Source organism: Streptomyces sp. NPDC006872, from assembly GCF_040635845.1.
Lineage (GTDB): Bacteria > Actinomycetota > Actinomycetes > Streptomycetales > Streptomycetaceae > Streptomyces.
Map to the genome: position 1 here is coordinate 232,242 of NZ_JBEYIL010000011.1, position 20,779 is coordinate 253,020.

16 protein-coding genes and 1 pseudogene are annotated in these 20,779 nt (G+C 70.8%); 11 read left to right on the forward strand and 6 right to left on the reverse strand.

Annotated features, from left to right (window positions below):
• Window positions 1-26: 26 nt before the first annotated feature.
• Genes ABZ725_RS30940 through nirD form a run of 3 tightly spaced genes read left to right on the forward strand, consistent with a single transcriptional unit; the run spans window position 27 to window position 4,218 of the window.
• Window positions 27-1,274, forward strand: a complete 1,248-nt coding sequence (locus ABZ725_RS30940; RefSeq protein ID WP_358805800.1) for an FAD-dependent oxidoreductase — start codon at window positions 27-29, stop codon at window positions 1,272-1,274.
• Window positions 1,274-3,871: a nitrite reductase large subunit NirB gene (nirB, locus tag ABZ725_RS30945; RefSeq protein WP_358805801.1), complete on the forward strand. Its 2,598-nt coding sequence runs from the start codon at window positions 1,274-1,276 to the stop codon at window positions 3,869-3,871. The genes ABZ725_RS30940 and nirB overlap by 1 nt, the downstream gene beginning before the upstream one ends.
• Window positions 3,868-4,218: a nitrite reductase small subunit NirD gene (gene nirD, locus ABZ725_RS30950; RefSeq protein WP_351914924.1), complete on the forward strand. Its 351-nt coding sequence runs from the start codon at window positions 3,868-3,870 to the stop codon at window positions 4,216-4,218. Before nirB ends, nirD begins: the two co-directional genes overlap by 4 nt.
• Window positions 4,219-4,300: 82 nt before the next feature.
• On the opposite strand, the gene ABZ725_RS30955 is transcribed toward nirD, so the two are convergent.
• Entirely contained in the window at window positions 4,301-5,803 is a 1,503-nt protein-coding gene (locus ABZ725_RS30955; RefSeq protein ID WP_358805802.1) for a HAMP domain-containing sensor histidine kinase, read from the reverse strand.
• Window positions 5,804-6,033: 230 nt separating this feature from the next.
• Window positions 6,034-6,858: pseudogene (locus ABZ725_RS30960) on the reverse strand (response regulator transcription factor); the annotation flags it as partial.
• Between the two features lie 243 nt (window positions 6,859-7,101).
• Here ABZ725_RS30960 and ABZ725_RS30965 point away from each other — a divergent pair.
• The 3 genes from ABZ725_RS30965 (at window position 7,102) to ABZ725_RS30975 (ending at window position 10,741) form a co-directional block, all read left to right on the forward strand.
• Window positions 7,102-7,707 (forward strand): carbonic anhydrase, encoded by a 606-nt coding sequence (locus tag ABZ725_RS30965; RefSeq protein WP_351914928.1) that lies wholly within the window; start codon window positions 7,102-7,104, stop codon window positions 7,705-7,707.
• A gap of 488 nt (window positions 7,708-8,195) precedes the next feature.
• Complete coding sequence (locus ABZ725_RS30970) at window positions 8,196-10,004, forward strand: SulP family inorganic anion transporter (protein ID WP_358805910.1); 1,809 nt, start codon at window positions 8,196-8,198, stop codon at window positions 10,002-10,004.
• Window positions 10,005-10,237: 233 nt separating this feature from the next.
• Window positions 10,238-10,741: a hypothetical protein gene (locus ABZ725_RS30975; RefSeq protein WP_358805803.1), complete on the forward strand. Its 504-nt coding sequence runs from the start codon at window positions 10,238-10,240 to the stop codon at window positions 10,739-10,741.
• Between the two features lie 13 nt (window positions 10,742-10,754).
• Here ABZ725_RS30975 and ABZ725_RS30980 read toward each other — a convergent pair whose 3' ends face one another.
• Window positions 10,755-11,723, reverse strand: a complete 969-nt coding sequence (locus ABZ725_RS30980; protein ID WP_358805804.1) for an oxidoreductase — start codon at window positions 11,721-11,723, stop codon at window positions 10,755-10,757.
• Window positions 11,724-11,938: 215 nt separating this feature from the next.
• Between ABZ725_RS30980 and ABZ725_RS30985 the strand changes: the two genes are divergently transcribed.
• From ABZ725_RS30985 to ABZ725_RS30995, 3 genes are all read left to right on the forward strand, one after another.
• Window positions 11,939-13,096, forward strand: coding sequence for an alkaline phosphatase PhoX (locus tag ABZ725_RS30985; RefSeq protein WP_358805805.1), 1,158 nt, complete (start codon window positions 11,939-11,941; stop codon window positions 13,094-13,096).
• Between the two features lie 247 nt (window positions 13,097-13,343).
• On the forward strand, window positions 13,344-14,297 hold the full coding sequence (locus ABZ725_RS30990) for a superoxide dismutase (RefSeq protein WP_358805806.1): 954 nt from the start codon (window positions 13,344-13,346) through the stop codon (window positions 14,295-14,297).
• A gap of 200 nt (window positions 14,298-14,497) precedes the next feature.
• Window positions 14,498-14,959, forward strand: a complete 462-nt coding sequence (locus tag ABZ725_RS30995; protein ID WP_358805807.1) for an excalibur calcium-binding domain-containing protein — start codon at window positions 14,498-14,500, stop codon at window positions 14,957-14,959.
• Between the two features lie 66 nt (window positions 14,960-15,025).
• Here the strand turns inward: ABZ725_RS30995 and ABZ725_RS31000 are convergent, their stop codons facing one another.
• The gene (locus tag ABZ725_RS31000) at window positions 15,026-15,976 is read right to left on the reverse strand and encodes a hypothetical protein (protein WP_358805808.1); all 951 of its coding nucleotides are present in this window, start codon (window positions 15,974-15,976) and stop codon (window positions 15,026-15,028) included.
• Between the two features lie 170 nt (window positions 15,977-16,146).
• Here ABZ725_RS31000 and ABZ725_RS31005 point away from each other — a divergent pair, with 170 nt between their 5' ends.
• Together ABZ725_RS31005 and ABZ725_RS31010 are read left to right on the forward strand one after the other, a co-directional pair.
• Complete coding sequence (locus ABZ725_RS31005; protein ID WP_358805809.1) at window positions 16,147-17,154, forward strand: alpha/beta hydrolase; 1,008 nt, start codon at window positions 16,147-16,149, stop codon at window positions 17,152-17,154.
• Window positions 17,151-17,567: a TIGR03668 family PPOX class F420-dependent oxidoreductase gene (locus tag ABZ725_RS31010; RefSeq protein ID WP_358805810.1), complete on the forward strand. Its 417-nt coding sequence runs from the start codon at window positions 17,151-17,153 to the stop codon at window positions 17,565-17,567. The genes ABZ725_RS31005 and ABZ725_RS31010 overlap by 4 nt, the downstream gene beginning before the upstream one ends.
• Before the next feature lie 192 nt (window positions 17,568-17,759).
• On the opposite strand, the gene ABZ725_RS31015 is transcribed toward ABZ725_RS31010, so the two are convergent.
• Together ABZ725_RS31015 and ABZ725_RS31020 are read right to left on the reverse strand one after the other, a co-directional pair.
• Complete coding sequence (locus tag ABZ725_RS31015) at window positions 17,760-20,057, reverse strand: FtsX-like permease family protein (RefSeq protein ID WP_358805811.1); 2,298 nt, start codon at window positions 20,055-20,057, stop codon at window positions 17,760-17,762.
• A complete protein-coding gene (locus tag ABZ725_RS31020) occupies window positions 20,054-20,740 on the reverse strand; it encodes an ABC transporter ATP-binding protein (protein ID WP_358805911.1) in 687 nt (228 codons plus the stop codon). Before ABZ725_RS31020 ends, ABZ725_RS31015 begins: the two co-directional genes overlap by 4 nt.
• Between the last annotated feature and the right edge of the window lie 39 nt (window positions 20,741-20,779).

Consider the following 20,779-nt stretch of genomic DNA (forward strand, 5'->3'; position numbering starts at 1 on the left):
AACGTCGGCATCGCACGCTCCTGGACATGACCTCGAATTCGCGTGTGGTGGTGCTCGGCGCCGGCCTCGCGGGCGTACGACTCGCCCGCCGGCTCGGCGAGCTGGGTGCGCCCGCGCTGCTCGTCGGCGAGGAGGAGCACCGGCCCTACAACCGGGTGCTGCTCGCCGAGGTGCTGGCCGGCCGGTACGCCCCCGAGGTGATCGCGCTGCCCGCGCCCGCCCGACTGGTGCGGGCCCGGGTCACCGGCATCGACCGCGGCCGGCGGACCGTGGCCTGCGCGGACGGCTCGGAGATCGCATACGACACACTCGTCCTGGCCACCGGCTCCAACCCGGTGCTGCCGCCGCTGCGCGGTCTGTTCACCCCGGACCACGTTCTCCCCGAGGGCGTCCACGCCTTCCGGACCATGGACGACTGCCTCGGTCTGTCGAAGGCGGTGCGGCCGGGCGTGCGGGCGGTCGTCATCGGCGGCGGGCTCCTCGGGGTCTCCGCCGCCCGCGCGCTCGCGGTGCGCGGCGCACAGGTCGTCCTCGCCCAGCAGGCCGAGCGCCTCATGGAGCGCCAGCTCGACCCGAGCGCCTCCAAGCTGGTGCTGCGGCACCTCGAGGACCTCGGCGTCGAGGTGCACACCGAGTGCCGGGTGCGCGACGTGCGCTGCGTCGGCGGGGCCGTCCGCTCGGTGGAGATGGCCGACGGCTACACCCTGGGCGCCGACCTGGTGGTGCTGGCCTGCGGGGTCTCCCCGCGCGCCGGACTCGCCAAGGACGCGGGGATCGCCGTCCACAAGGGCGTCCTCGTGGACGACGAACTGCGCACGTCCGACCCGCACATCCGCGCGATCGGCGACTGCGCACAGCACGACGGGACCGTGTACGGCCTCGCCGCCCCGGCGCTGGAACAGGCCGACGTGCTGGCCGAGCTGCTCGCCGGCGACGCGACCGCGCGGTACGGCGGCACCCGCGCCCTCACCCGGCTCACGCTCGCCGGGAACAACGCCGGAAACAACGCCTTCGGCCTTTCCGGGAACAACGCCTTCGACCTCGCCGCGTTCGGCGAGACGGAGCCGCGCCCCGGCGACGACGTCGTACAGCTCGCCGACGCCACCCGCGGCACCTACCGCAAGGTCGTCGTCCGCGACGACCGCCTGGTCGGCGGGGTTCTCGTCGGCGAACTCGGCACCGTCGGCGCGCTCGCGCGCGCCTGGGAGGGAGCAGAGCCGCTCCCCGACGACGGCCCCCTGCTCCACCTGCTCACCAACGACGGAGGCTCCTGATGACCGCCACCCTGGGGGCCACCCCCACGATCGTGCTCGTCGGCCACGGCATGGTCGGCCAGCGCTTCCTCGAAGCGCTCGCCGAGCGCGGCCTGACCGCCACGCACCGCGTGGTCGTCCTGTGCGAGGAGCCGCGCCCCGCGTACGACCGCGTCGCCCTCACCTCGTACTTCTCGGGCAAGACGCCCGAGGAACTGTCCATGACCGACATGGACTTCATCGCCGCGCACGGCATCGAGCTGTACGTCGGCGACCCGGCGGAGACGATCGACCGCGAGACGAAGAAGGTCACCGCCCGCTCCGGTCAGGTCTTCGAGTACGACACGCTCGTCCTCGCCACCGGCTCCTACCCCTTCGTGCCGCCCGTCCCGAACAAGGACGCCGAGGGCTGCTTCGTCTACCGGACGATCGAGGACCTCCTCGCCATCGAGGAGTACGCGAAGTCGCGCGCCACGACCGGCGCGGTGGTCGGCGGCGGTCTGCTGGGCCTGGAGGCCGCGGGCGCGCTGAAGGGTCTCGGACTCACCTCCCACATCGTGGAGTTCGCGCCCCGGCTGATGCCCGTCCAGGTCGACGCGGGCGGCGCCGCGGCCCTGCTGCGCACCATCGAGGACATGGGCCTGAGCGTCCACACCGGCGTCGGCACGCAGGAGATCGTGGTCGGCGAGGACGGCGCCGTCACCGGCATGAAGCTGTCCGACGGCTCCGAACTCGCCACCGACCTGGTGGTGTTCAGCGCCGGCGTCCGCCCCCGCGACCAGCTTGCCCGCGACTGCGGACTGACGGTCGGCGAGCGCGGCGGCATCGCGGTCGACGAGCAGTGCCGCACGGTCGCCGACCCGCAGGTGTTCGCGATCGGCGAGTGCGCGCTGGCCGCCGACGGCCGGGTGTACGGCCTGGTCGCCCCCGGCTACGAGCAGGCCGCCACCGCCGCCGCGACGATCGCCGCCGACGAGGCCGCTTTCACGGGCGCCGACCTCTCCACCAAGCTGAAGCTGCTCGGCGTCGACGTGGCGTCCTTCGGCGACGCGCACGGCACCGCCGAGGACTGCCTCGACGTCGTCTACTCCGACTCCCGCTCGGGCCTGTACAAGAAGCTGGTCATCGGCCGCGACGGCACGCTGCTCGGCGGCATCCTGGTCGGCGACGCGGAGGCCTACGGCACCCTGCGCGCGTTCACCGGCTCGGTCCCGCCCGTCTCCCCCGAGTCGCTGGTGCTGCCGGCCGGCGCCGGCGAGTCCGTCCAGCTCGGCCCGTCCGCGCTGCCGGACACCGCGATCGTCTGCTCCTGCCACAACGTCAGCAAGGGCACGATCCGCGGCGCGGTGACGGAGCACTCCTGCACCACCGTGCCCGAGGTGAAGAAGTGCACCAAGGCCGGCACCGGCTGCGGTTCGTGTGTGAAGGTCCTCGGCCAGCTGGTCACCGCCGAGCTGGAGGCGAGCGGCGTCGAGGTCGACAAGGGCCTGTGCGGCTGCTTCGGCCAGACCCGCGAGGAGCTGTACGAGATCGTCCTCGCCCTGCGCATCAACACCTACCAGGATCTCCTGGACCGCTACGGCCGCGACGGCGCCAAGGGCGGCGACGGCTGCGAGGTCTGCAAGCCGGCGGTCGGCTCGATCATCGCCTCCCTCGCCCCGACGATCGGCGCGAGCGGCTATGTCCTGGACGGCGAGCAGGCGGCCCTGCAGGACAGCAACGACCACTTCCTCGCCAACCTCCAGAAGAACGGCTCCTACTCGGTCGTCCCGCGCATCCCCGGCGGCGAGATCACCCCCGAGGGGCTGATCGTGATCGGTGAGATAGCCCGTGACTTCGGCCTCTACACGAAGATCACCGGCGGCCAGCGGATCGACATGTTCGGCGCACGGGTCGAGCAACTCCCCCTCATCTGGACGCGGTTGGTGGACGCCGGTTTCGAGTCCGGGCACGCCTACGGCAAGTCCCTGCGCACGGTGAAGTCCTGCGTCGGCCAGACCTGGTGCCGCTACGGCGTCCAGGACTCCGTCCGCATGGCGATCGACCTGGAGCTGCGCTACCGCGGGCTGCGCTCCCCGCACAAGCTCAAGTCGGCGGTCTCCGGGTGCGCCCGCGAGTGCGCCGAGGCCCAGTCGAAGGACTTCGGCATCATCGCCACCTCCAACGGCTGGAACCTCTACGTGGGGGGCAACGGCGGCGCGACCCCGCGCCACGCGGACCTCCTCGCCCAGGACCTGACCGACGCCGAACTGATCCGCCTGATCGACCGTTTCCTGATGTTCTACATCCGCACGGCGGACCGCCTGGAGCGCACCTCGACCTGGCTGGAGCGCATCCCCGGCGGCCTGGACCACGTCCGGGACGTGGTCGTCGAGGACTCCCTCGGCATCTGCGAGGAGCTGGAGTCCCTGATGACGGCCCATGTGGCGCACTACGCCGACGAGTGGGCGACCACCATCAACGACCCCGAGAAGCTCGCCCGGTTCGTGTCCTTCGTCAACGCGCCGGACACCCCCGACCCGGTCGTCGGCTTCGTCCCCGAGCGCGACCAGATCAAGCCCGACCTGCCGCTGCTCACCATCGGCCACCGTCCCCTGGAAGGGAGCGCCCAGCGATGACCCTGGCACCCGAGACCACCGACCTGAAGGTCCAACTCCAGCTGGAAGACGACTGGTTCACGGTCTGCGACCTGAGCCGGCTCGTCCCCGGCCGGGGCGTGGCCGCGCTCCTGCCGGACGGCCGCCAGGTCGCCCTGTTCCGCGACCGCTCCGGCACCCTGTTCGCCGTCGACAACCGCGACCCCTTCGGCGGCGCGGCCGTCCTCTCCCGCGGCCTGACCGGCACCCACCAGGGCCGCCCCTTCGTCGCCTCCCCACTCCTCAAGCAACGCTTCGACCTGCGGACCGGCGAATGCCTGGACGACGAAACGGTGCGCATCGCCACGTACGAGGTACGCGCGGCCTGAGGTACGCACGACCTCAGGTACACGCGACCTCAGGTACACGCGACCTCAGGTACGCGCGGCCTGACGGCGGCAGCCGTTGCGGTCAGCGTGGGCCCGGGGCCGTGGTCTGGAGGCGTCTTGCCTGACGCTGGGCGGGGATGCCGTCGGCGCCGGGACGGGCCGGCACCGCGGGGAGCCGGACCACCGCGTCGAGGCCGCCGCGCGGCGCCTGCCGCAGGACCACCTCGCCGCCGCTCGCGTGGGCGAGGCGCTGCACCAGGGCGAGGCCCAGGCCGGTGCCGCCCTTGGGGGCGTCCGGGGCGCGCCAGAAGCGGTCGAAGGCGCGTCGGCGCTGTTCCTCGGTCATCCCGGGGCCCTCGTCCATGACGTGCAGCTCCACCCACGCCGGACCGGCCGGGCGGTGCGGGCCGCGATGCGGGAAACGGCGCTCGTGGGGGGTGTGGCAGCGCGGGTCGACGGAGACCGTGGAGCCCGGAGGCGCCACGCGCAGGGCGTTGGACAGCAGGTTGTCGAGGATCTGCTCCACCGCCCCGGGCAGCGCCAGCACCTCGCCGTCGTAGTCCCCCGCCAGCGCCAGCCAGACCCCGTGCTGCTCGAACAGCGGCGTCCAGGCCCGGTGCCGTTCCGCGCACACCCGGCCCAGGTCGATCGTCTCGCGTTCGGCGGCGCTCTCGTCGAGCCGGGCCATCGCGAGCAGCCCCTCGACCATCCGGGCCAGCCGGTCGGTCTCGGTCAGCGCGGCGGTGAGCGAGCCTCGGGCGTTCAGGGCGATGTCGTTCTCGAGGTTCTCCAGCCGCAGCCGCAGCGCCGCGAGGGGCGTCTTCAGCTGGTGCGAGGCCTCACCGGCGAACGCCCGCTGGGAGGCCAGCAGATGTTCCAGCCGGGCGGCGGTGCGATTGAAGGTCGCGGCGAGACTGCGCACCTCCGGCGGCCCGTTGGTGATCGCGACGGGCGTGGCGGCACCGCCTACGGCCAACTCATGGGTCGCACGCTCCAGTTCACGGATCGGCCGACCGGTCCAGCGGGCGATGACGAAGCCGAGGGCGGCGACCGCGGTGAGCGCCGCGAGTCCGCCGAGCGCCAGCAACAGCCAGACGTGGTGGACCCGTTCGGACACCATGCGGGTCGGCAGGGTGATCCGCACGGCGCCCTGTTCCTCGACGCCGTGCGCCACCGGGGTGGCCACCGCGAGGTACTGCACCCCGCCGATGGTGGAGGTGCGGACGTCCGCGGTGGCGGTCCCCTGCAGCGCGGCGGCGATCCCCGGCCAGGTGGCGAGGTCGCCCTCCTCGCGCTCGGTGAGCGGATGCGAGGAGGCCAGCAGCTTGCCGCCCTCGTCGACGATCAGCACCTTGCCGCCGATGCGTGCGGCGCAGTGCGCGGCCCGCGCGGGCAGATCCTGTGCCTCCCGGCCCGCCGAGATGGAGAGCGAGGCGTACGCCGACACCGACTCGGCCTCGTCCTTCGCCAGGTTGATCACCCGGTCCCGCTCACCCCGCGAGTACACATAGCCGAGCGGGATCTCCAGACAGAGCAGCACCAGGGCGGCGAGCGTGAGGTAGCTGAGCAGCAGCCGACGGGTCATCGGTAGGCCGCCGAGCGCTGCTGGGGCTGGAAGCTGTCGAAGCTCTCGTAGGCCTCGTGGGGGTAGGAGCGCCGGGGTTCGTAGGCCGAGGGCGGCTCCTCGTAGGCCAAGGACTCCGGCTCGTACGCGGACTGGACGTACGTGGGCTGGGCGGGGGCGGCCTGGACGGGTGCGGTCTGGGCAGGCACCGTGGGCGCGTAGGCCTGCTGCGCGCCCGGTGAGGAGGTGTGCACGGCCAGCCGGAAGCCCACGCCGCGCAGGGTCTGGATCCACGCCGGGTTGCCCAACTTCCGCCGCAGGGTCGCCACATGGACGTCCAGCGTCTTCGTCGGCCCCTGGTAGTGCGGGTCCCACACGCGGTCGAGGATCTGCTGCCGCGAGTACACGGCCCCGGGGTCCTCGGTGAGCAGCGCGAGCAGTTCGAACTCCTTGGGCGTCAGCGTCACCGTCTCCTCCCCCACCCACACCTGCCGGGTCCGCCGGTCGACGACCAGAGGACCGACGGCGCCGGTGCCGGGGACGGCGGCGGTGGCGGCGGTGGCGAGGGCGGCGGGCCCCGGCCGTACGGGAGCCGGCGGCGCCGGTTCGGCGAGGAGCTGCGGCGCCGCTTCGGCGAAGGGCGCCGCGCCGACGCCCGCGCCCGCGAAGGACTCGCCGCCGAACGGATCGCCGACCGCCGACTGCCCCGGCTCCGCCCGCCGTTGGGTCCGCCGGGTCACCGCACGCACCCGCGCCACCAGCTCACGCATGCTGAACGGTTTCGCCAGGTAGTCGTCGGCACCCAGCTCCAGGCCCAGCACACGGTCGGCCTCCTCGCCGCGCGCGCTGAGGATGATGATGGGGACGTCGGAGGTCTGCCGGATGCCTCGGCAGACGTCGATGCCGTCGATGTCGGGCAACCCCAGGTCGAGCAGGACGACATCGCCGTACTGCGCCCTCAACCCCTCGTTGCCGGTGGCGACGTGATGCACCGTCAGCCCGAAGTTCCCAAGGCCCTCGACGAGCGGTTCGGCGATCGTCCGGTCGTCCTCGATGAGCAGGACTCGTACACCCATGCGTTCCCGTCTCTCCCGTGAACCGAATTCGCGTGTTCAGTGGAACTGACACGCTACAAGAACGGTCAGGAAACCGCCTACGCCTCCCGGGCAATGTGAGCAGCCACTCAACTCCGGACGAAAACTGTCCCATTCTTGTCGGCGGTTTAGTGTTCCTCTAACCTTCGCCTGGCATTGCCTCCTCTACGGTGATGAGGAACTGGTCGGACCCCCACGCCGACCAGCTCTGAACTGGGAGGATCCGTGAAGGCACTGCTGGACCGCGCCCGCTCGTTCAAGCGGCGGGTCGACTTCGAAAGCGGCGAATACCGACGATTGGCCGAAGGCCAATATCCCGAGGCATTGTTCATCACCTGCTCGGACTCGCGGGTGATTCCAGCCCTGATAACGGGCGCACGACCCGGCGAGATATTCGAGCTGCGAAACGCAGGCAATATCGTTCCGCCGCACGGCCGGCAGGGCGCCTCGGGCGAGGCGGCCACCATCGAGTACGCACTGGAGGTGCTCGGCGTTCAGGACATCGTGGTGTGCGGCCACTCCCACTGCGGTGCGATGGGCGCGCTCAAGTCCGGCGACGACCTCTCCGGCCTGCCCGGTGTGGACGCCTGGCTGCAACTGGCCCGCCCGCGGCTGGCGCCGGTCCTGGACGGCCATGTCGAGGACCCGTCGATGCCGGACGTCGCCCAGCTGAACGTCGTCAACCAGCTTGCCGTGCTGCGGAGTTACCCGGCGACGCGGCGGCGTCTCGACACGGGTCGGCTGCGTCTGCACGGCTGGTACTACGAGGTGGACACCGGCCAGGTGCACGAGCTGGACGAGGACGGCCTGTTCCGGGTGCACGCGGCATGAGCGGCGCACACGCCCGGCACGGCCGGAGTTGGGGCCCGGGCTCCGACGCCAGCGACGGAAGGGGCCGTACGTTCGGCGAGGAGGCCGGCCTGACCGGCCCGCCGCCGCGGCCCATGCCTTCCCCGACGGCCGCGTTCCCTTCGACGCCGCTGAAGCCTCCCATGCCGTCGACACCGGCGACGCCCACGACGGGTCGGACGGCTCCGACCGCTCCGACGGCTCGGGCGACGCGGATGCCTCGGCCGCCCGCGCGGGGACCCCACGCCCCGCGAACCGACGGGGAGGCCGGATGGCAAGCCGGGAGGCAGGCGGGGGGGCAGGCCGGGTGGCAAGCCGGGAGGCAGGCCGGGTGGCAGGCCGAGGGGCAAGTCGGTGAAGAGGCCGCCGGCAAGGCCTCTGGTCCGAGGGCATCCAGTCCGAAAGCCTCCAGTCCGAAAGCCTCCAGTCCGAAGGCCTCGGGTCCGAAAGCCTCGGGTCCGAAAGCCGATCTGGCCACCGAGATCACCGCGTCCCTCGTCGTGTTCCTGGTCGCGCTCCCGCTGTGCATCGGCGTGGCCGTCGCCTCGGGCGTCCCCGCCGAGCTGGGCATCATCTCGGGCGTCATCGGCGGCCTGGTGGTGGGCGCGGCGCGCGGCAGCACGCTCCAGGTGAGCGGCCCGGCCGCCGGTCTCGCCGCGCTGGTCGCGGAGACCGTGCTGGAGTACGGCGTGGCGATGCTCGGCGTGATCGTGCTCTTCTCCGGCATCCTGCAGATCGTCCTCGGCCTGGTGCGACTGGGCCGGTTCTTCCAGGCGATCTCCCTGGCCGTCGTCCAGGGCATGCTCGCGGGCATCGGCCTGCCGCTGATGTTCGGCCAGGCGTACCCGGCGATGGACGCGAAGGCTCCGGGCACCCCGCTCGAGAACATGGCCGGCATCCCCGGCCTGATCACGGACACGCTGGCCAACCCGCAGGCGATGATCGCGGCCGGCCTGGGCATCGTCACGGTCGTCCTGAGCTTCCTGTGGAAGAAGATGCCGGGACCGGTCAAGAAGGTGCCCGCGGCCCTGGTCGCCGTCGGCATCGGCATCGCGGTGGCCGCGCTCCCGGGTGTCGAGATCAAGACGCTCCAGGTGGGCAACCTGCTGGCCTCGGTCAACGTGCCGGGCGCGGAGCAGTTCGCGGGCCTGGCGAACCCCGGGATCATCACGGCGATCCTGACCTTCACGGTGATCGCCTCCGCCGAGTCCCTGTTCACGGCGGCCGCGGTGGACCGTATGCACGACGGCCCGCGCACCCGCTACAACCCCGAGCTGATCGCCCAGGGCGCGGGCAACACCCTCGCGGGCCTGCTCGGCGCGCTCCCCATCACGGCGGTGGTGGCGCGTAGTTCGGCGAACGTCCAGGCGGGCGCCAAGACCCGGCTCTCCCGCACGCTGCACGGCCTGTGGCTGCTGGCCTTCGCCCTCCTGCTCCCCCAGGTGCTGGCCCTGATCCCGATCTCGGTCCTCGCGGGCGTCCTCGTCCACAGCGGCTGGAAGCTCTTCGCGCCCGAGGAGTTCCCGAAGATGTGGCGGCAGGACCGCGGCGAGTTCGCGGTCATGACGCTCACCACGCTGGTCATCGTGGCGACGGCTCTCCTGGAGGGCGTCCTGATCGGCCTCGCGGCGGGCATCGTGCTGGCGGCGGTGCGCATGTCGCAGACGGTCATCAAGCAGCACCTCGAGGAGGACACGGCGAAGGTGGTCATGGCCGGGAACGCGACGTTCCTGCGGCTGCCCCAGGTCATCGAGGCCCTGGAGTCCGCGGCGGAGGCGGGCAAGCCCCGGATCCGGCTCGACCTCACCGGCGTGACCCACCTCGACCACGCCTGCCGCAGCCAGGTGGAGGAGTTCACGGCCCAGCAGCGCGGCAAGGGCCTACGGGTGGAGCTCCTGCTGCCGGGCCCGGCGAAACGTCTGCCCGTGCCGGAGGACACGGCGCCGGCGGCCGACCCGCCCCCGCAGACCGACCCACTGCCCCACCGCCACCCCACCCCGGCAACCGCCTCCGCCATGAGCCCCGGCCCCACCGCCGAGTGGTTCTACCTGGACACCACACCGATGCCGGAGGACTTCGCCCAGAGGTACGCGGAGGAGTTCGCCCCGGGCCCGGGATACGGCCAGGACTCCGGAGGGGAGTACGACAGCCAGGGATACGGCCAGGACCATGGGCGGGGATACGGCCAGGACTATGGGCAGGGCTACGGGCGGGGGTACGGCCGGGACCACGGGCAGGGGTACTCGGAGGAATACGCCCCGGGGTACGCGCAGCGGTAGGCGCAAGGGGAACAGGCACAGGGGAACACGTGCAGGGGAACACGTGCAGGGCAGCCGTCATCGTGGGTCACGGGCCCCTCGGCAGCCACGCACGCCCGGTCGCCCGTACCACCCCCGCGCTTCCGCACCCTCCCGGAACCCCCGCCGCGGTCGCAACCCGGGTGCGCGGTCCGGTGTCCCTCAGGTCATCGGCCGCGCACGGCAGCGCGGCCGACGGAGATCGGGGGACGACCATGAACCTTTCGCACACCTCGCGCACCGCGGCCGTCGTCGCCGCGGCAACGGCGATCGCCACGCTCACCGGAACCTATGCATCAGCATCAGCGTCTGCCCCCGCCCCGGGGCAGTCCGCCCTGAGCCGGTCCGCCGCGGGGCAGTCCGTCCAGGCCCAGGCATACGGCAGCGCCCCGTACGCCTGGGCCACCCGCCGTGGCAGCACCGTCGGCATCTACGGCATCGACATGCACGGCCAGAGCTTCACGATCGGCGGCACGGTACGGATGGCCCTCTTCAGCGACTCGGGCCCACGCGGCATACCGGTCTGGACGAAGGACGCCGTCGCCCGCCGGATCACCGGCCGCCCGGGCGGCGCCTTCGACGTACGGACGGGCCTGCTGGACTGCACGGCGTACGGCTATGCGAAGGACTCGACGATGATGGTGTGGGACATCGCCACCGACACGTGGTCCAACAAGGTCCGGGTCTCCACGAGTTGCAACGATTCTCTGACGCGGTGAACCGAACCGTTCCTCAGGCCTTGAGGGCGTCGTAGAACACCCCGGTCAGCTGCTCGGAGGCGCTCCACAGCCGTTCCCCCGCCCGGTCGTCCAGGGTCCAGGAGGCCCGCCGCGAGGGTGCGGGCGCCCCGCGCCACATCGCGAGGGACGGCCCGGTGAACGAGTCCGGGCGGACGCCGGGCGCGGTCGCCGCGTACAGGGCGGGCAGCGCGCCGGCCTCGGCGGACTGGGCGATCACCCGGTTGCCGAGCGCCATCAGCCGCTCGGCGACCCGACGCCCCTCCGCGCGCGGCCCGGCCGTCTGCAGGTTGGTCGCCGCATACCCCGGGTGCGCGGCCGCCGCGACGAGGTCGGATCCGGCCGCCGCGAGCCTGCGCGCCAGCTCGTGCGTGAAGAGCAGGTTGGCGGTCTTGGAACGGCCGTATGCGGTCCAACGACGGTACCGACGCTCGGAGTTGAGGTCGTGGGGATCGATGTTGCCGAGCAGGTGGACCATGCTGGAGACGGTCACGACCCGCGCGCCGTCCGGCCCGGATGCGGGATGCCCGTCCGCGGGACGCCCCTCCGTGGCGGCGAGCAGCGCGGGCAGCAGCAGCCCGGTGAGGGCGAAGTGCCCGAGGTGATTCACCCCGAACTGCGTCTCGAACCCGTCGGCGGTGGTGCCGTACGGCAGCGCCATCACGCCGGCGTTGTTGACGAGCAGATCCAGCCGCTCGTACGGCAGTGAGCCCGCGAACTCCCTTACGGAGGCCAGCTCCCCGAGATCGAGCAGCCCCAACTGCACGTCACCGTCGGGCACTTCACCGCGCAGCTGCTCGACGGCCGCCCTCCCCCGCGTCTCGCTCCGGCAGGCGAGCAGGACCCGCGCCCCCTTCCGGGCGAGCTCGCGCGCGGTGACGTACCCGAGCCCGCTGTTGGCCCCGGTGACGACGGCGTTGCGGCCGCTCTGATCAGGGATGTCGCGCACACTCCAGCCGGCCATGGCCATGCTCCTTCCACCGTTCCCCGGCAGCCTACGACGACGCCCGGTCACCTGCCCCGCAACCGACCTCGCACCTCCTCGCCACGACATGTCCACGACACAGCCATGACACAGCTACCCTGCGCTTCTAGCGTTCGGCAGCGCACGACCCTGCACCACCCGTCGCCGGGACCGGCGTACGGGCCGGTTCACCCACACCACCCCCGGGAGTGAGCGTGGAACGTCGTACCTTCCTGCGTGCGGCCGCGATCGGCGGCTCCGCCGCCGTACTCGGCGGAACCCTCTGGCGCGGCGCCGCCTACGCGGCCCCCGCCCAGCCCGGCACGGGCCCGTACGGAGCCCTCGGCGCCGCGGACGCCAACGGCATCCGCCTTCCCTCCGGCTTCACCAGCCGGGTGATCGCCCGCTCCGGCCAGACGGTGTCCGGGACGTCGTACACCTGGCACAACGCCCCCGACGGCGGCGCCTGTTACCCGGACGGCACGGGCTGGATCTATGTCTCCAACTCGGAGATCAACCCGTCCGGCGGCGCGAGCGCGGTGAGGTTCTCGGCGGCCGGGGCGATCACGGGCGCGTACCGCATCCTCTCCTCGACCCGCCAGAACTGCGCGGGCGGGAAGACCCCGTGGAGCACCTGGCTGTCCTGCGAGGAGGTGGACCGTGGATACGTTTACGAAACAGACCCCTGGGGTGTGACGGCGGCGGTGCGCCGGGACGCGATGGGCCGCTTCAAACACGAGGCGGCGGCGGCCGACCCGGTCCGCCAGGTGATCTATCTGACGGAGGACGAGACGAACGGCTGTTTCTACCGTTTCCGCCCGACGACCTGGGGCAGCCTGGCCGCCGGCACCCTGGAGGTCATGGTCGCCGGCACGGCCACCAGCGGCCCGGTCACCTGGACCCGGGTCCCCGACCCCACCGGTGCCTCCGCCACCCGCACCCAGGTCTCCGGCGCCAAGCACTTCAACGGCGGCGAGGGCTGTTACTACGCGAACGACACCTGCTGGTTCACGACCAAGGGCGACAACCGGGTCTGGCAGTACAACGCGGCGGCCCAGACGATCGAACTCGCCTACGACGACTCACTGGTGACATCCGGCACGGCACCCCTCACCGGGGTCGACAACGTCACCGGCTCCGCCTCCGGCGACCTGTTCGTGGCGGAGGACGGCGGCAACCTGGAGATCTGCGTGATCACCCCGGACGACGTGGTCGCACCCTTCCTGCGGGTGGACGGCCAGTCGGCGTCGGAGATCACGGGCCCGGCCTTCTCCCCGGACGGCACCCGCCTCTACTTCTCCAGTCAGCGCGGCACGAGCGGCAGCTCGTCGGGCGGGATCACGTACGAGGTGAGGGGCCCCTTCCGAGCCTGACGGGGCTGATGGGGCCTGGCGGGGCTCGCGGAGTCGGTGGGGCTGGCGGGGTCGGTGGGGCCGGCGGGGAACGCGGGGAGCAGGGGATTGAAAGGAACCTGACAGCGAAAGGGAGGAACACGGTCGGGCGGCGGCTCGTTACTGGCCAACTAAGTCCAAAGCAGAGGCAAAGCCACGCCTGCTGTGGCCACAGTTCACCGTGTTACGCCGTTCGCCGCCCGCACCCCACTCCCGGAGGCCCGTAACCATGACCCCCATCCCGTCGCGCCGCACCCTGCTGGGCGGCGCCGCCCTGGCCGCCGCCACCCTGACGACGACGGCCACGCCCGCAACGGCCAAGTCGAGTACGTCCGGTACTCCTGAGGCGACTTGGCCGACGGAGTACCCCCTCCCCGACGGCTGGCTCCCCGAGGGCATCGCCATCGGCGGCAAGCCGTACGCCTACCAGGGCTCCCGCGCCAACGGCGGCATCTACCGCACCGACCTGCGCACCGGCGAGGGCAGCGTCCTGTACGCGGGCGGTACCGGCCAGATCGCCGTCGGCCTCAAGCTCGACCACGACGGCCTGCTGTACGTGGCGGGCAGCACCGGAGTGGCGCGAGTGATCGACTCCCGCACGGGCGGTCTGCTGGCAACCCATCAACTCACGGACCCGACGGGCCACTTCATCAACGACGTGGCACTCCTCGGCGACCGCGCCTGGTTCACCGACTCCCGGGACGCGGCGCTGTACAGCGTCAAGCGCGGCCGGGGCGGGGCCGACATCCGCACCCTGCCCCTCACCGGCGACTGGGTCCAGCTCCCCAACGTGAACAACGCCAACGGGATCGTCGGCACGCCGGACGGCCGCGGCCTGATCGTCGTCAAGAGCACTCCGGGCGAGCTGTACAACGTCGACGTCAAGACGGGGTACGCCACGAAGATCACGCTGGTCGGCGCGGCCGACGTCGTGAACGGCGACGGCCTCTACCGCATCGGCCGCACGCTGTACGTCGTCCAGAACCGGCTGAACCTGATCAGCGTCTGGTCCCTGGACCGCACGGCGACCACCGCCACCCTGACCCGCACGATCACCGACCCCCGCTTCGACGTCCCGACCACGGCCGCCCGCTACGGCGACCGCCTCTACCTGGTCAACGCCCGCTTCACCAGCCCGCAACTGCCGGAGACGACGTTCACGGCGGTGGCCGTCTCCATCTGACGGGACCCCTGCACGGACCCGCCAAACCGCACGGGGACGGCACTCGAGAACAGCGGGCGCCGTCCCCCTGGGGGGACTGATGACCGACCAACCCGGGAGATGCGCACAGAAAAGTCACGGAACAGCCACACCACGTACACCACCCATAGAACGGCAATACCGTCGTCCCCTCACATCACACGACATCCTGCGGGGACGCCATGACCAACCCGTACACCACCACCACGAACCCCACCCCCCGCTGGGCCCGCAAGAGATACGTCCTGCCCGCCCTCGCCCTGGCCCTGTTCCTGGGCGCGGCCATCGGCGGCACCGACGACGGCACGAAGACGGATGCGAAACCGACGTCGGCCGACCCCCGGCCGACGGTGACCGTGACCGCCACGACGACGGAGACGGCAGTACCGGAACCGGCAGGCACGACGACGGCGACAGCGACAGCGACGGTCACTGCGACAAAGACGGTGAAGGTGACGGTGACGGAGAAGGCGGCGGCGAACGAGAGCACGACCGAGGACGACGACACGGCCGCCGACTCCGGAAGCGTTTACTACGAGAACTGCACAGCCGCCCGCGCGGCCGGAGCCGCCCCCGTCCACGCAGGCGACCCGGGCTACGGCCGCCACCTGGACCGCGACGGCGACGGAACCGGCTGCGAATGACGGAACGGGCGGAACGGACGGAACGGCACGCCGAGGGCCCGCACGACACCCACGCGCGCCGCTCCGCTACGCGTCGGCCGGCTGATAGCCGTCTGCATAGACGATCAGCGCGCTCCCCGACGTGGAGGCCTCCGGCGGCGTCCGCTCGTACCGCAGCACCACAGGACGCTCGGTGAGGACGACGGCGTCCGCCAAGGGCCACCAACCGCCGCACCGGTACAGGGCCTCCTGGACCGCCTCCAGTCCCGGCGACTCGGGCAGGCCCGCGGCGGCCAGCATGCAACGCCAACGGATCAACTCCCGCGGCGCGGACCAGGAGTCCAGACCGTCGCCGAACTCCTCGTGGAAGTAGATCTGCTCCCTGCTCGGCGGCGGTGGCGGCGTGATGACGTCACCGTCCCGTTCGGGCTGCACGATCCGCTCCGGAACCGGACCACGGACCCTCCCCAGCAGGTCCCGGTACACCCGATGGTGGATGTGCCCCAGGGACTCGTTCGTCGACCAGTTGAAGATGTTGTGCATCTCCTGCTCCAACTCGTAGGCGCCGTGCACGTCTTGCAGCCAGTGGAAGTCGAGATGGTCGAACATGGGGTGCCCCAGAGCGTCCACGAGTCGGTCCTGCGCGTCGGAGGTGTCCTGGAACGGGCCGGCCAGCAGTCGTCTCTCGCCGCCCGCTCCCGTCCGCCCCAACTGCTCGCAGATCCGCTCCTCGGCCTGCCGGGCGAACGCCTGCGGCACCGTCAGCGGCAGCCCGGCGCCGGCGAGCAGCGTCCCGTCGAGCCGGTCCTCCCACCCGTGGCGCAGCACCCAGGACGCAAGCGCGCCGCCGAGCGGTGAGTCCATCCACACCACCGTCTCCGGAGCGGGCATGCCGTGGACGCGATACACCTCGGCGACCGCGGCTTCGGCCGCCGGCCGGTCACAGCGCTCGGTGGACAGCCCCGCCCTCAGCCATCTGTCGGACTCGCCCGCAATCCGCGCCTTGACGGCCTCCGTCACCAGCTCCTCGTAACCCATGCCTGCACCCTCCCCGTCGGTATGTGCGGCTTTCCCCCGTGACCCCCTTCGACACCTCGCCGAGCGCTTTGCCTGGCGCTTTGCCTGGCGGTTTGCCGAACCGGCAACAAGACTCGCGGGAGCCGCACCGGGCCCAGCATGCTCGAAGTCCCCGAGTCCTGGAGGACCCGATGCCGCAACGGACGTCGAGCGACGACGCGAAGCACCATCTGCTCCCCTCTCCCGCAGGCCGTGTCCACGTGGTGGAACAGGGCGAGGGGCCGCTGGTCCTGCTCGTGCACGGCTTCCCGGAGTGCTGGTACTCCTGGCGCCACCAGTTGCCGGCGCTGGCCGCCGCCGGATACCGCGCGGCCGCCATCGACGTCCGCGGCTACGGCCGCTCCTCCAAACCCGACGCCACGGACGCGTACCGGATGCTGGAACTGGTGGCGGACAACGTCGCGGTCGTGCACGCCCTGGGCGAGCGTTCCGCGACGATCGTCGGCCACGACTGGGGCGCGACGATCGCGGCCCACTCCGCGCTCCTCCACCCGGACGTCTTCCGAGCGGTGGGACTGCTGAGCGTCCCGTACACCCCACCGGGCGGCCCGATGCCGAGCGAGGTCTTCGCACAGATGAACGGGACGGGCGGGGAGGAGGAGTTCTACGTCTCCTACTTCCAGGAACCCGGCCGAGCCGAGGCGGAGATCGAGCCCGACGTACGAGGCTGGCTCGCCGGCTTCTACGCCGCCTTGTCCGCGGACACGATGCCGCCACCGACCGCCCCCAGCCCCCACTTCGTCACCACCGGTGGAACCCTGCGCGACCGCTTCCCCACCGCCGCCGCACGCCCCACCTGGCTGACCGAACAAGACCTGGACGTCTACGCGGGCGAGTTCGAGCGAACCGGCATGACCGGAGCCCTGAACCGCTACCGGAACATGGACCAGGACTGGAAAGACCTCACGGACTTCACCGACGCCCCGATCACCCAACCGTCCCTCTTCATCGCCGGCAGCCTGGACGCCTCCACCACCTGGCTGGCCGACGCGATCAAGGCCTACCCCCACACCCTCCCCGGCCTCACGGCCTCCCACATCCTCAAAGACTGCGGCCACTGGCTCCAACAGGAACACCCAGACCAAACAAACCAACACCTGACGACCTGGCTGGCATCGCTCACTACCGTGCTCACATGAAGCTCTCGCCGCCCACCGCCCGGGACCGTTTCCTCACGTCCCCCGTCGCAAGGCTGGCGACAGCCGACGCAGCCGGAGTGCCGCACGCGGTACCGGTGACCTTCGCCGCAGAAAAGGACGTCCTGTACTTCGCTGTGGACCACAAGCCCAAAAGCACGTGGAACCTGCGGAGACTGCGCAACATCCAGGAGAACCCCTCGGTGACGTTGCTGGTCGACCACTACGCGGATGACTGGTCAACGCTGTGGTGGGCGCGCGCCGACGGCCGAGGGGAAGTACTGGAGGCCGAGCAGGAACGGAACAGGGCCGTCGAGCTGCTGCGCGCCAAGTACGCCCAGTACAGGGATTCCCCTCCACAGGGCCCCGTGGTCGCCGTACGGGTCGAGCAGTGGAGCGGCTGGGCGTTCGCATAGCCGAAGAAGATCACGGCCGAGGACCGGAACTCATGACGGCTCTCCGCTGCCGGCACGGCTGGGAAACGACCGGCAGGGCAGGAGAGTTTGCCGCCGAGTTCGGCGTGCCCACGCTCACTCGCACCACCTGTGCCACGCAAAAGGGCGGCACCCCGCACGGGGCACCGCCCTTCTGCAAACAGTGTCAAGGCATCAGTCCCGCCTGATCAACTCGGGGTCGATCCGCCGCCCCACCAGCGGCAAGGCACCGAGGGCGGCGACGACCACGACGCCCAGGGCGGAGGCGAGGAGCAGCGGCACCCCGGCTCCGTCCCAGAAGACGGCCCCGCCGCCAGTGACCAGGTAGCTGGACTCGGCCATCTTCCCGGTCACCACCGCGAGCACGAGCCCGATGGCCAGGGGCAACACGACCTGCGCGGCCTGAACGGTCCGGAGCGTCCGGGGCCTGGCCCCGAGCAACGCCAGTGCGGTGACCTGCGGTCGGCGTTCCACGGCGCGATCGGTGGCGGCGACGAGATAGGCGGCCACACCGATGATCAGGCCGAGGATCATGCCCACGCCGAGGAGGGTCTTGATGACGGTGATCTGCTGGAGGGCGGCGGGATCCAAGCCGTCCGTCTCGACCTCGATCGTCGGGTCGACCCCCGCGATGCCCGCGAGTACGGACCGCAAGGTCTCGGGAGCGGAACTGCTCATCAGCGCGAGAGTGGCTCGCCCCTCAAGACGGAAGCCGGCGGGGAGGGAGGACGGTGGGATCACGACAGTGCCGCTGCCGACCATCTGCCTCGTCGTGTCGTCGCGGTAGTGGATCGTCCGACGTGGCACCTCCACCGTGACGACCCGGCTCTTCCCTTCAGAATTCTGCAAGTGGAAGGGGAAACGACTCCCGGGCACGCTCCTTTCGTCGTAGGTGACACCCGGCACCATCAACCGCGCCGGGCGCCCCTCCACACAGCCCTCCACCGCTGACGCCATCTTGCGCAGTTGGCTGCAGGTGGCGATCACGGCACTGATACTCGTCGGCCACTCCATGTCGTCGGGGTCCGTCCAGGATTCCGCCAGAACGGCGTGGCCCCGAACCCCTGCCACCTCTGTCACAGCACGCTCCTTGTCCTCAGGAACGTCCTTGAGCGGCATGGTGTAGAGCTGCACCGGCGAGGTGTTCTTGGAGACCTGGTCCAGCTCGATGAGTACGCCCTGCGTGAGCGAGGCCGCATAGACCAGCAGCACCAGGCCGGTCGCCACGCGCAGGGCTCCGCCCGGTTCCATCTCGTTGCGGCGCATGGCAAGGCCGAGAGACAGCGAACCCGTCGAGCGGGCCACCTTCCGGGCCAGGGAGCGCGAGAGGATCGGCAGCGAGAGCACGAGACCGGCCCCGACCAGCACGACGGCCAGCGGCATCAGGATCGAGGAGAGCGAGGTGTCCGCAGGCGGGTGCCCCATCGCACCGGCCACGCAGTACCCGATGACAATGCCCATTCCCGGCACGAGCGGCAGCAGGCCCCACAGGCGAGGCGGCTTCTCCACGGCGCTGCGCCGCACGGCCAACGGATTGGCCGCGGCCTGCTTCGCTCCGACCCGCCCCACGAACCATGCAAGCGCCGGACAACCCACCAGACAGACGAGAAGCGTGGACACGGAGAGCGAGCCATCGGCCGGGTACCACTTGAATCCTGGCAGCCCCACCCGTGACACCAGTTGGTTGACGACCCAATAGGCGCCCAGACCGAGGACGGCTCCCAGCAGAGCGGCTGCAACGGTCTCGGCCGCGTTGACGCGCTGCGTGCCTTTTCTACTCAATCCGAGCAGTCGCAAGGCAGCCAGCCGCCTCATGCGAGAGGCGGCTGACAACCGGGCGCAGACGGACAGGAACACGGCAAGGGGAAGCAGCACCACGCCGGCCAGGGTGAAGCGCAGGATGTCGAGGGTTGAGGGCTCGACGGTGGGGTAGCGCGCGTCCGCATTCCCAAACTCTGACAAGTACCCACCACCCTTGAGCTCGTCACGGCTGGTGCCGACATAGGCGTACAACTCGTCAGGATGAGCCAGCCCCTGCGCGGAGATGAGGCCCATCTCTTTGCCGGGCAGGAAATGAGCGAGGCCTGGATCACCCGCGAGAAGCTCGTGCAGCCGAGGGGACACAAATACCTCACCCGGGTGGGGAAGTTCACGCAGGCCGGGGGGTGGGGTGATTGGTGTGCTCCCCACGGCCACGAAGATCCGAGTAAGCGGCTCCGAGCCATAAGGGTCCAGCCGCATGAGTGCGAATGCGCCTCCCACCTTTGAGAGACAACTGCCGCGCCCGTTCGAGCAATCCGGCTCACGAGCCGCCTTGCGGGCATCCTGCATGGCCAGAATGCCGGGAATCGAAAGGACGACGGCCAGACAGCACACCCCGATCCCGCTGCCCACGACCATCAGCAGGAAGCGCACACGGTTTCCCCGTCCACTCCCCAGCAACAGTCTCAGGCCCAGGAGGAGTTCCTTCACGACGCCTCCCGCACCTGAGCCGTGAGGACTCCGTCACACATGGTGTAGCGGTTGTCAGCTTGGGCTGCCACCTGCGAATCGTGCGTCACGAGCACCACTGCTGTCCCCTGTGATCGCGCCAGGGTTAGGAATTCGTCCAGTACGGCCGTGGCATTACTGCTGTCAAGCGAGCCAGTGGGCTCATCTGCGAACACCACGGCAGGTTTGTGAACCAGCGCTCGAGCGACCGCGACGCGTTGACTCTGCCCTCCTGACACCTGCGAGGGCCGACGCTCACGCAGGTCCCCGAGGCCGAGCCGTCCCAGGACCTCACCGGCTGCGGAGAGGGATTCAGCCTTGCGTTGACCTGCCAGTCGAAGGGGCAACGCGGTGTTTTCCTCGATGGTGAGTTCAGGCAGTAGCTCGCCGTATTGAAAGACGAAGCCGAACCGTTCACGACGAAGCGCGCTGAGCTCCTCGTCGCCCAGGGCCCCGAGCGAGCGCCCTTCGAAACACACCTCGCCGCAGGCAACCGGCAACACTCCCGCCAGGCAATACAACAGCGACGATTTCCCGGAGCCACTTTGCCCGGTGATCGCCACTACCTCTCCCCGATGCAAAGAAATCTGCGCGTTCCTGACCGCTGGCGTCTCACCGTAAAAGAGGTCAACGCCCTTGGCGGAAAGAACTTCTGACGTGTTGATCTCGTTCCCCTATCAAGAGGCCGAGCCCAGGTGCATCCA

Excerpts from the sequence above, each read along its gene's own strand:
- nirD (WP_351914924.1), top strand. The coding sequence starts at position 3,868 with ATGACCCTGGCACCCGAGACCACCGACCTGAAGGTCCAACTCCAGCTG.
- ABZ725_RS30940 (WP_358805800.1), top strand. The coding sequence starts at position 27 with ATGACCTCGAATTCGCGTGTGGTGGTGCTCGGCGCCGGCCTCGCGGGC.
- ABZ725_RS30975 (WP_358805803.1), top strand. The coding sequence starts at position 10,238 with ATGAACCTTTCGCACACCTCGCGCACCGCGGCCGTCGTCGCCGCGGCA.
- ABZ725_RS31000 (WP_358805808.1), bottom strand. The coding sequence starts at position 15,976 with ATGGGTTACGAGGAGCTGGTGACGGAGGCCGTCAAGGCGCGGATTGCG.
- ABZ725_RS31005 (WP_358805809.1), top strand. The coding sequence starts at position 16,147 with ATGCCGCAACGGACGTCGAGCGACGACGCGAAGCACCATCTGCTCCCC.
- ABZ725_RS30995 (WP_358805807.1), top strand. The coding sequence starts at position 14,498 with ATGACCAACCCGTACACCACCACCACGAACCCCACCCCCCGCTGGGCC.
- ABZ725_RS31010 (WP_358805810.1), top strand. The coding sequence starts at position 17,151 with ATGAAGCTCTCGCCGCCCACCGCCCGGGACCGTTTCCTCACGTCCCCC.
- ABZ725_RS30980 (WP_358805804.1), bottom strand. The coding sequence starts at position 11,723 with ATGGCCGGCTGGAGTGTGCGCGACATCCCTGATCAGAGCGGCCGCAAC.
- nirB (WP_358805801.1), top strand. The coding sequence starts at position 1,274 with ATGACCGCCACCCTGGGGGCCACCCCCACGATCGTGCTCGTCGGCCAC.
- ABZ725_RS30990 (WP_358805806.1), top strand. The coding sequence starts at position 13,344 with ATGACCCCCATCCCGTCGCGCCGCACCCTGCTGGGCGGCGCCGCCCTG.
- ABZ725_RS30955 (WP_358805802.1), bottom strand. The coding sequence starts at position 5,803 with ATGACCCGTCGGCTGCTGCTCAGCTACCTCACGCTCGCCGCCCTGGTG.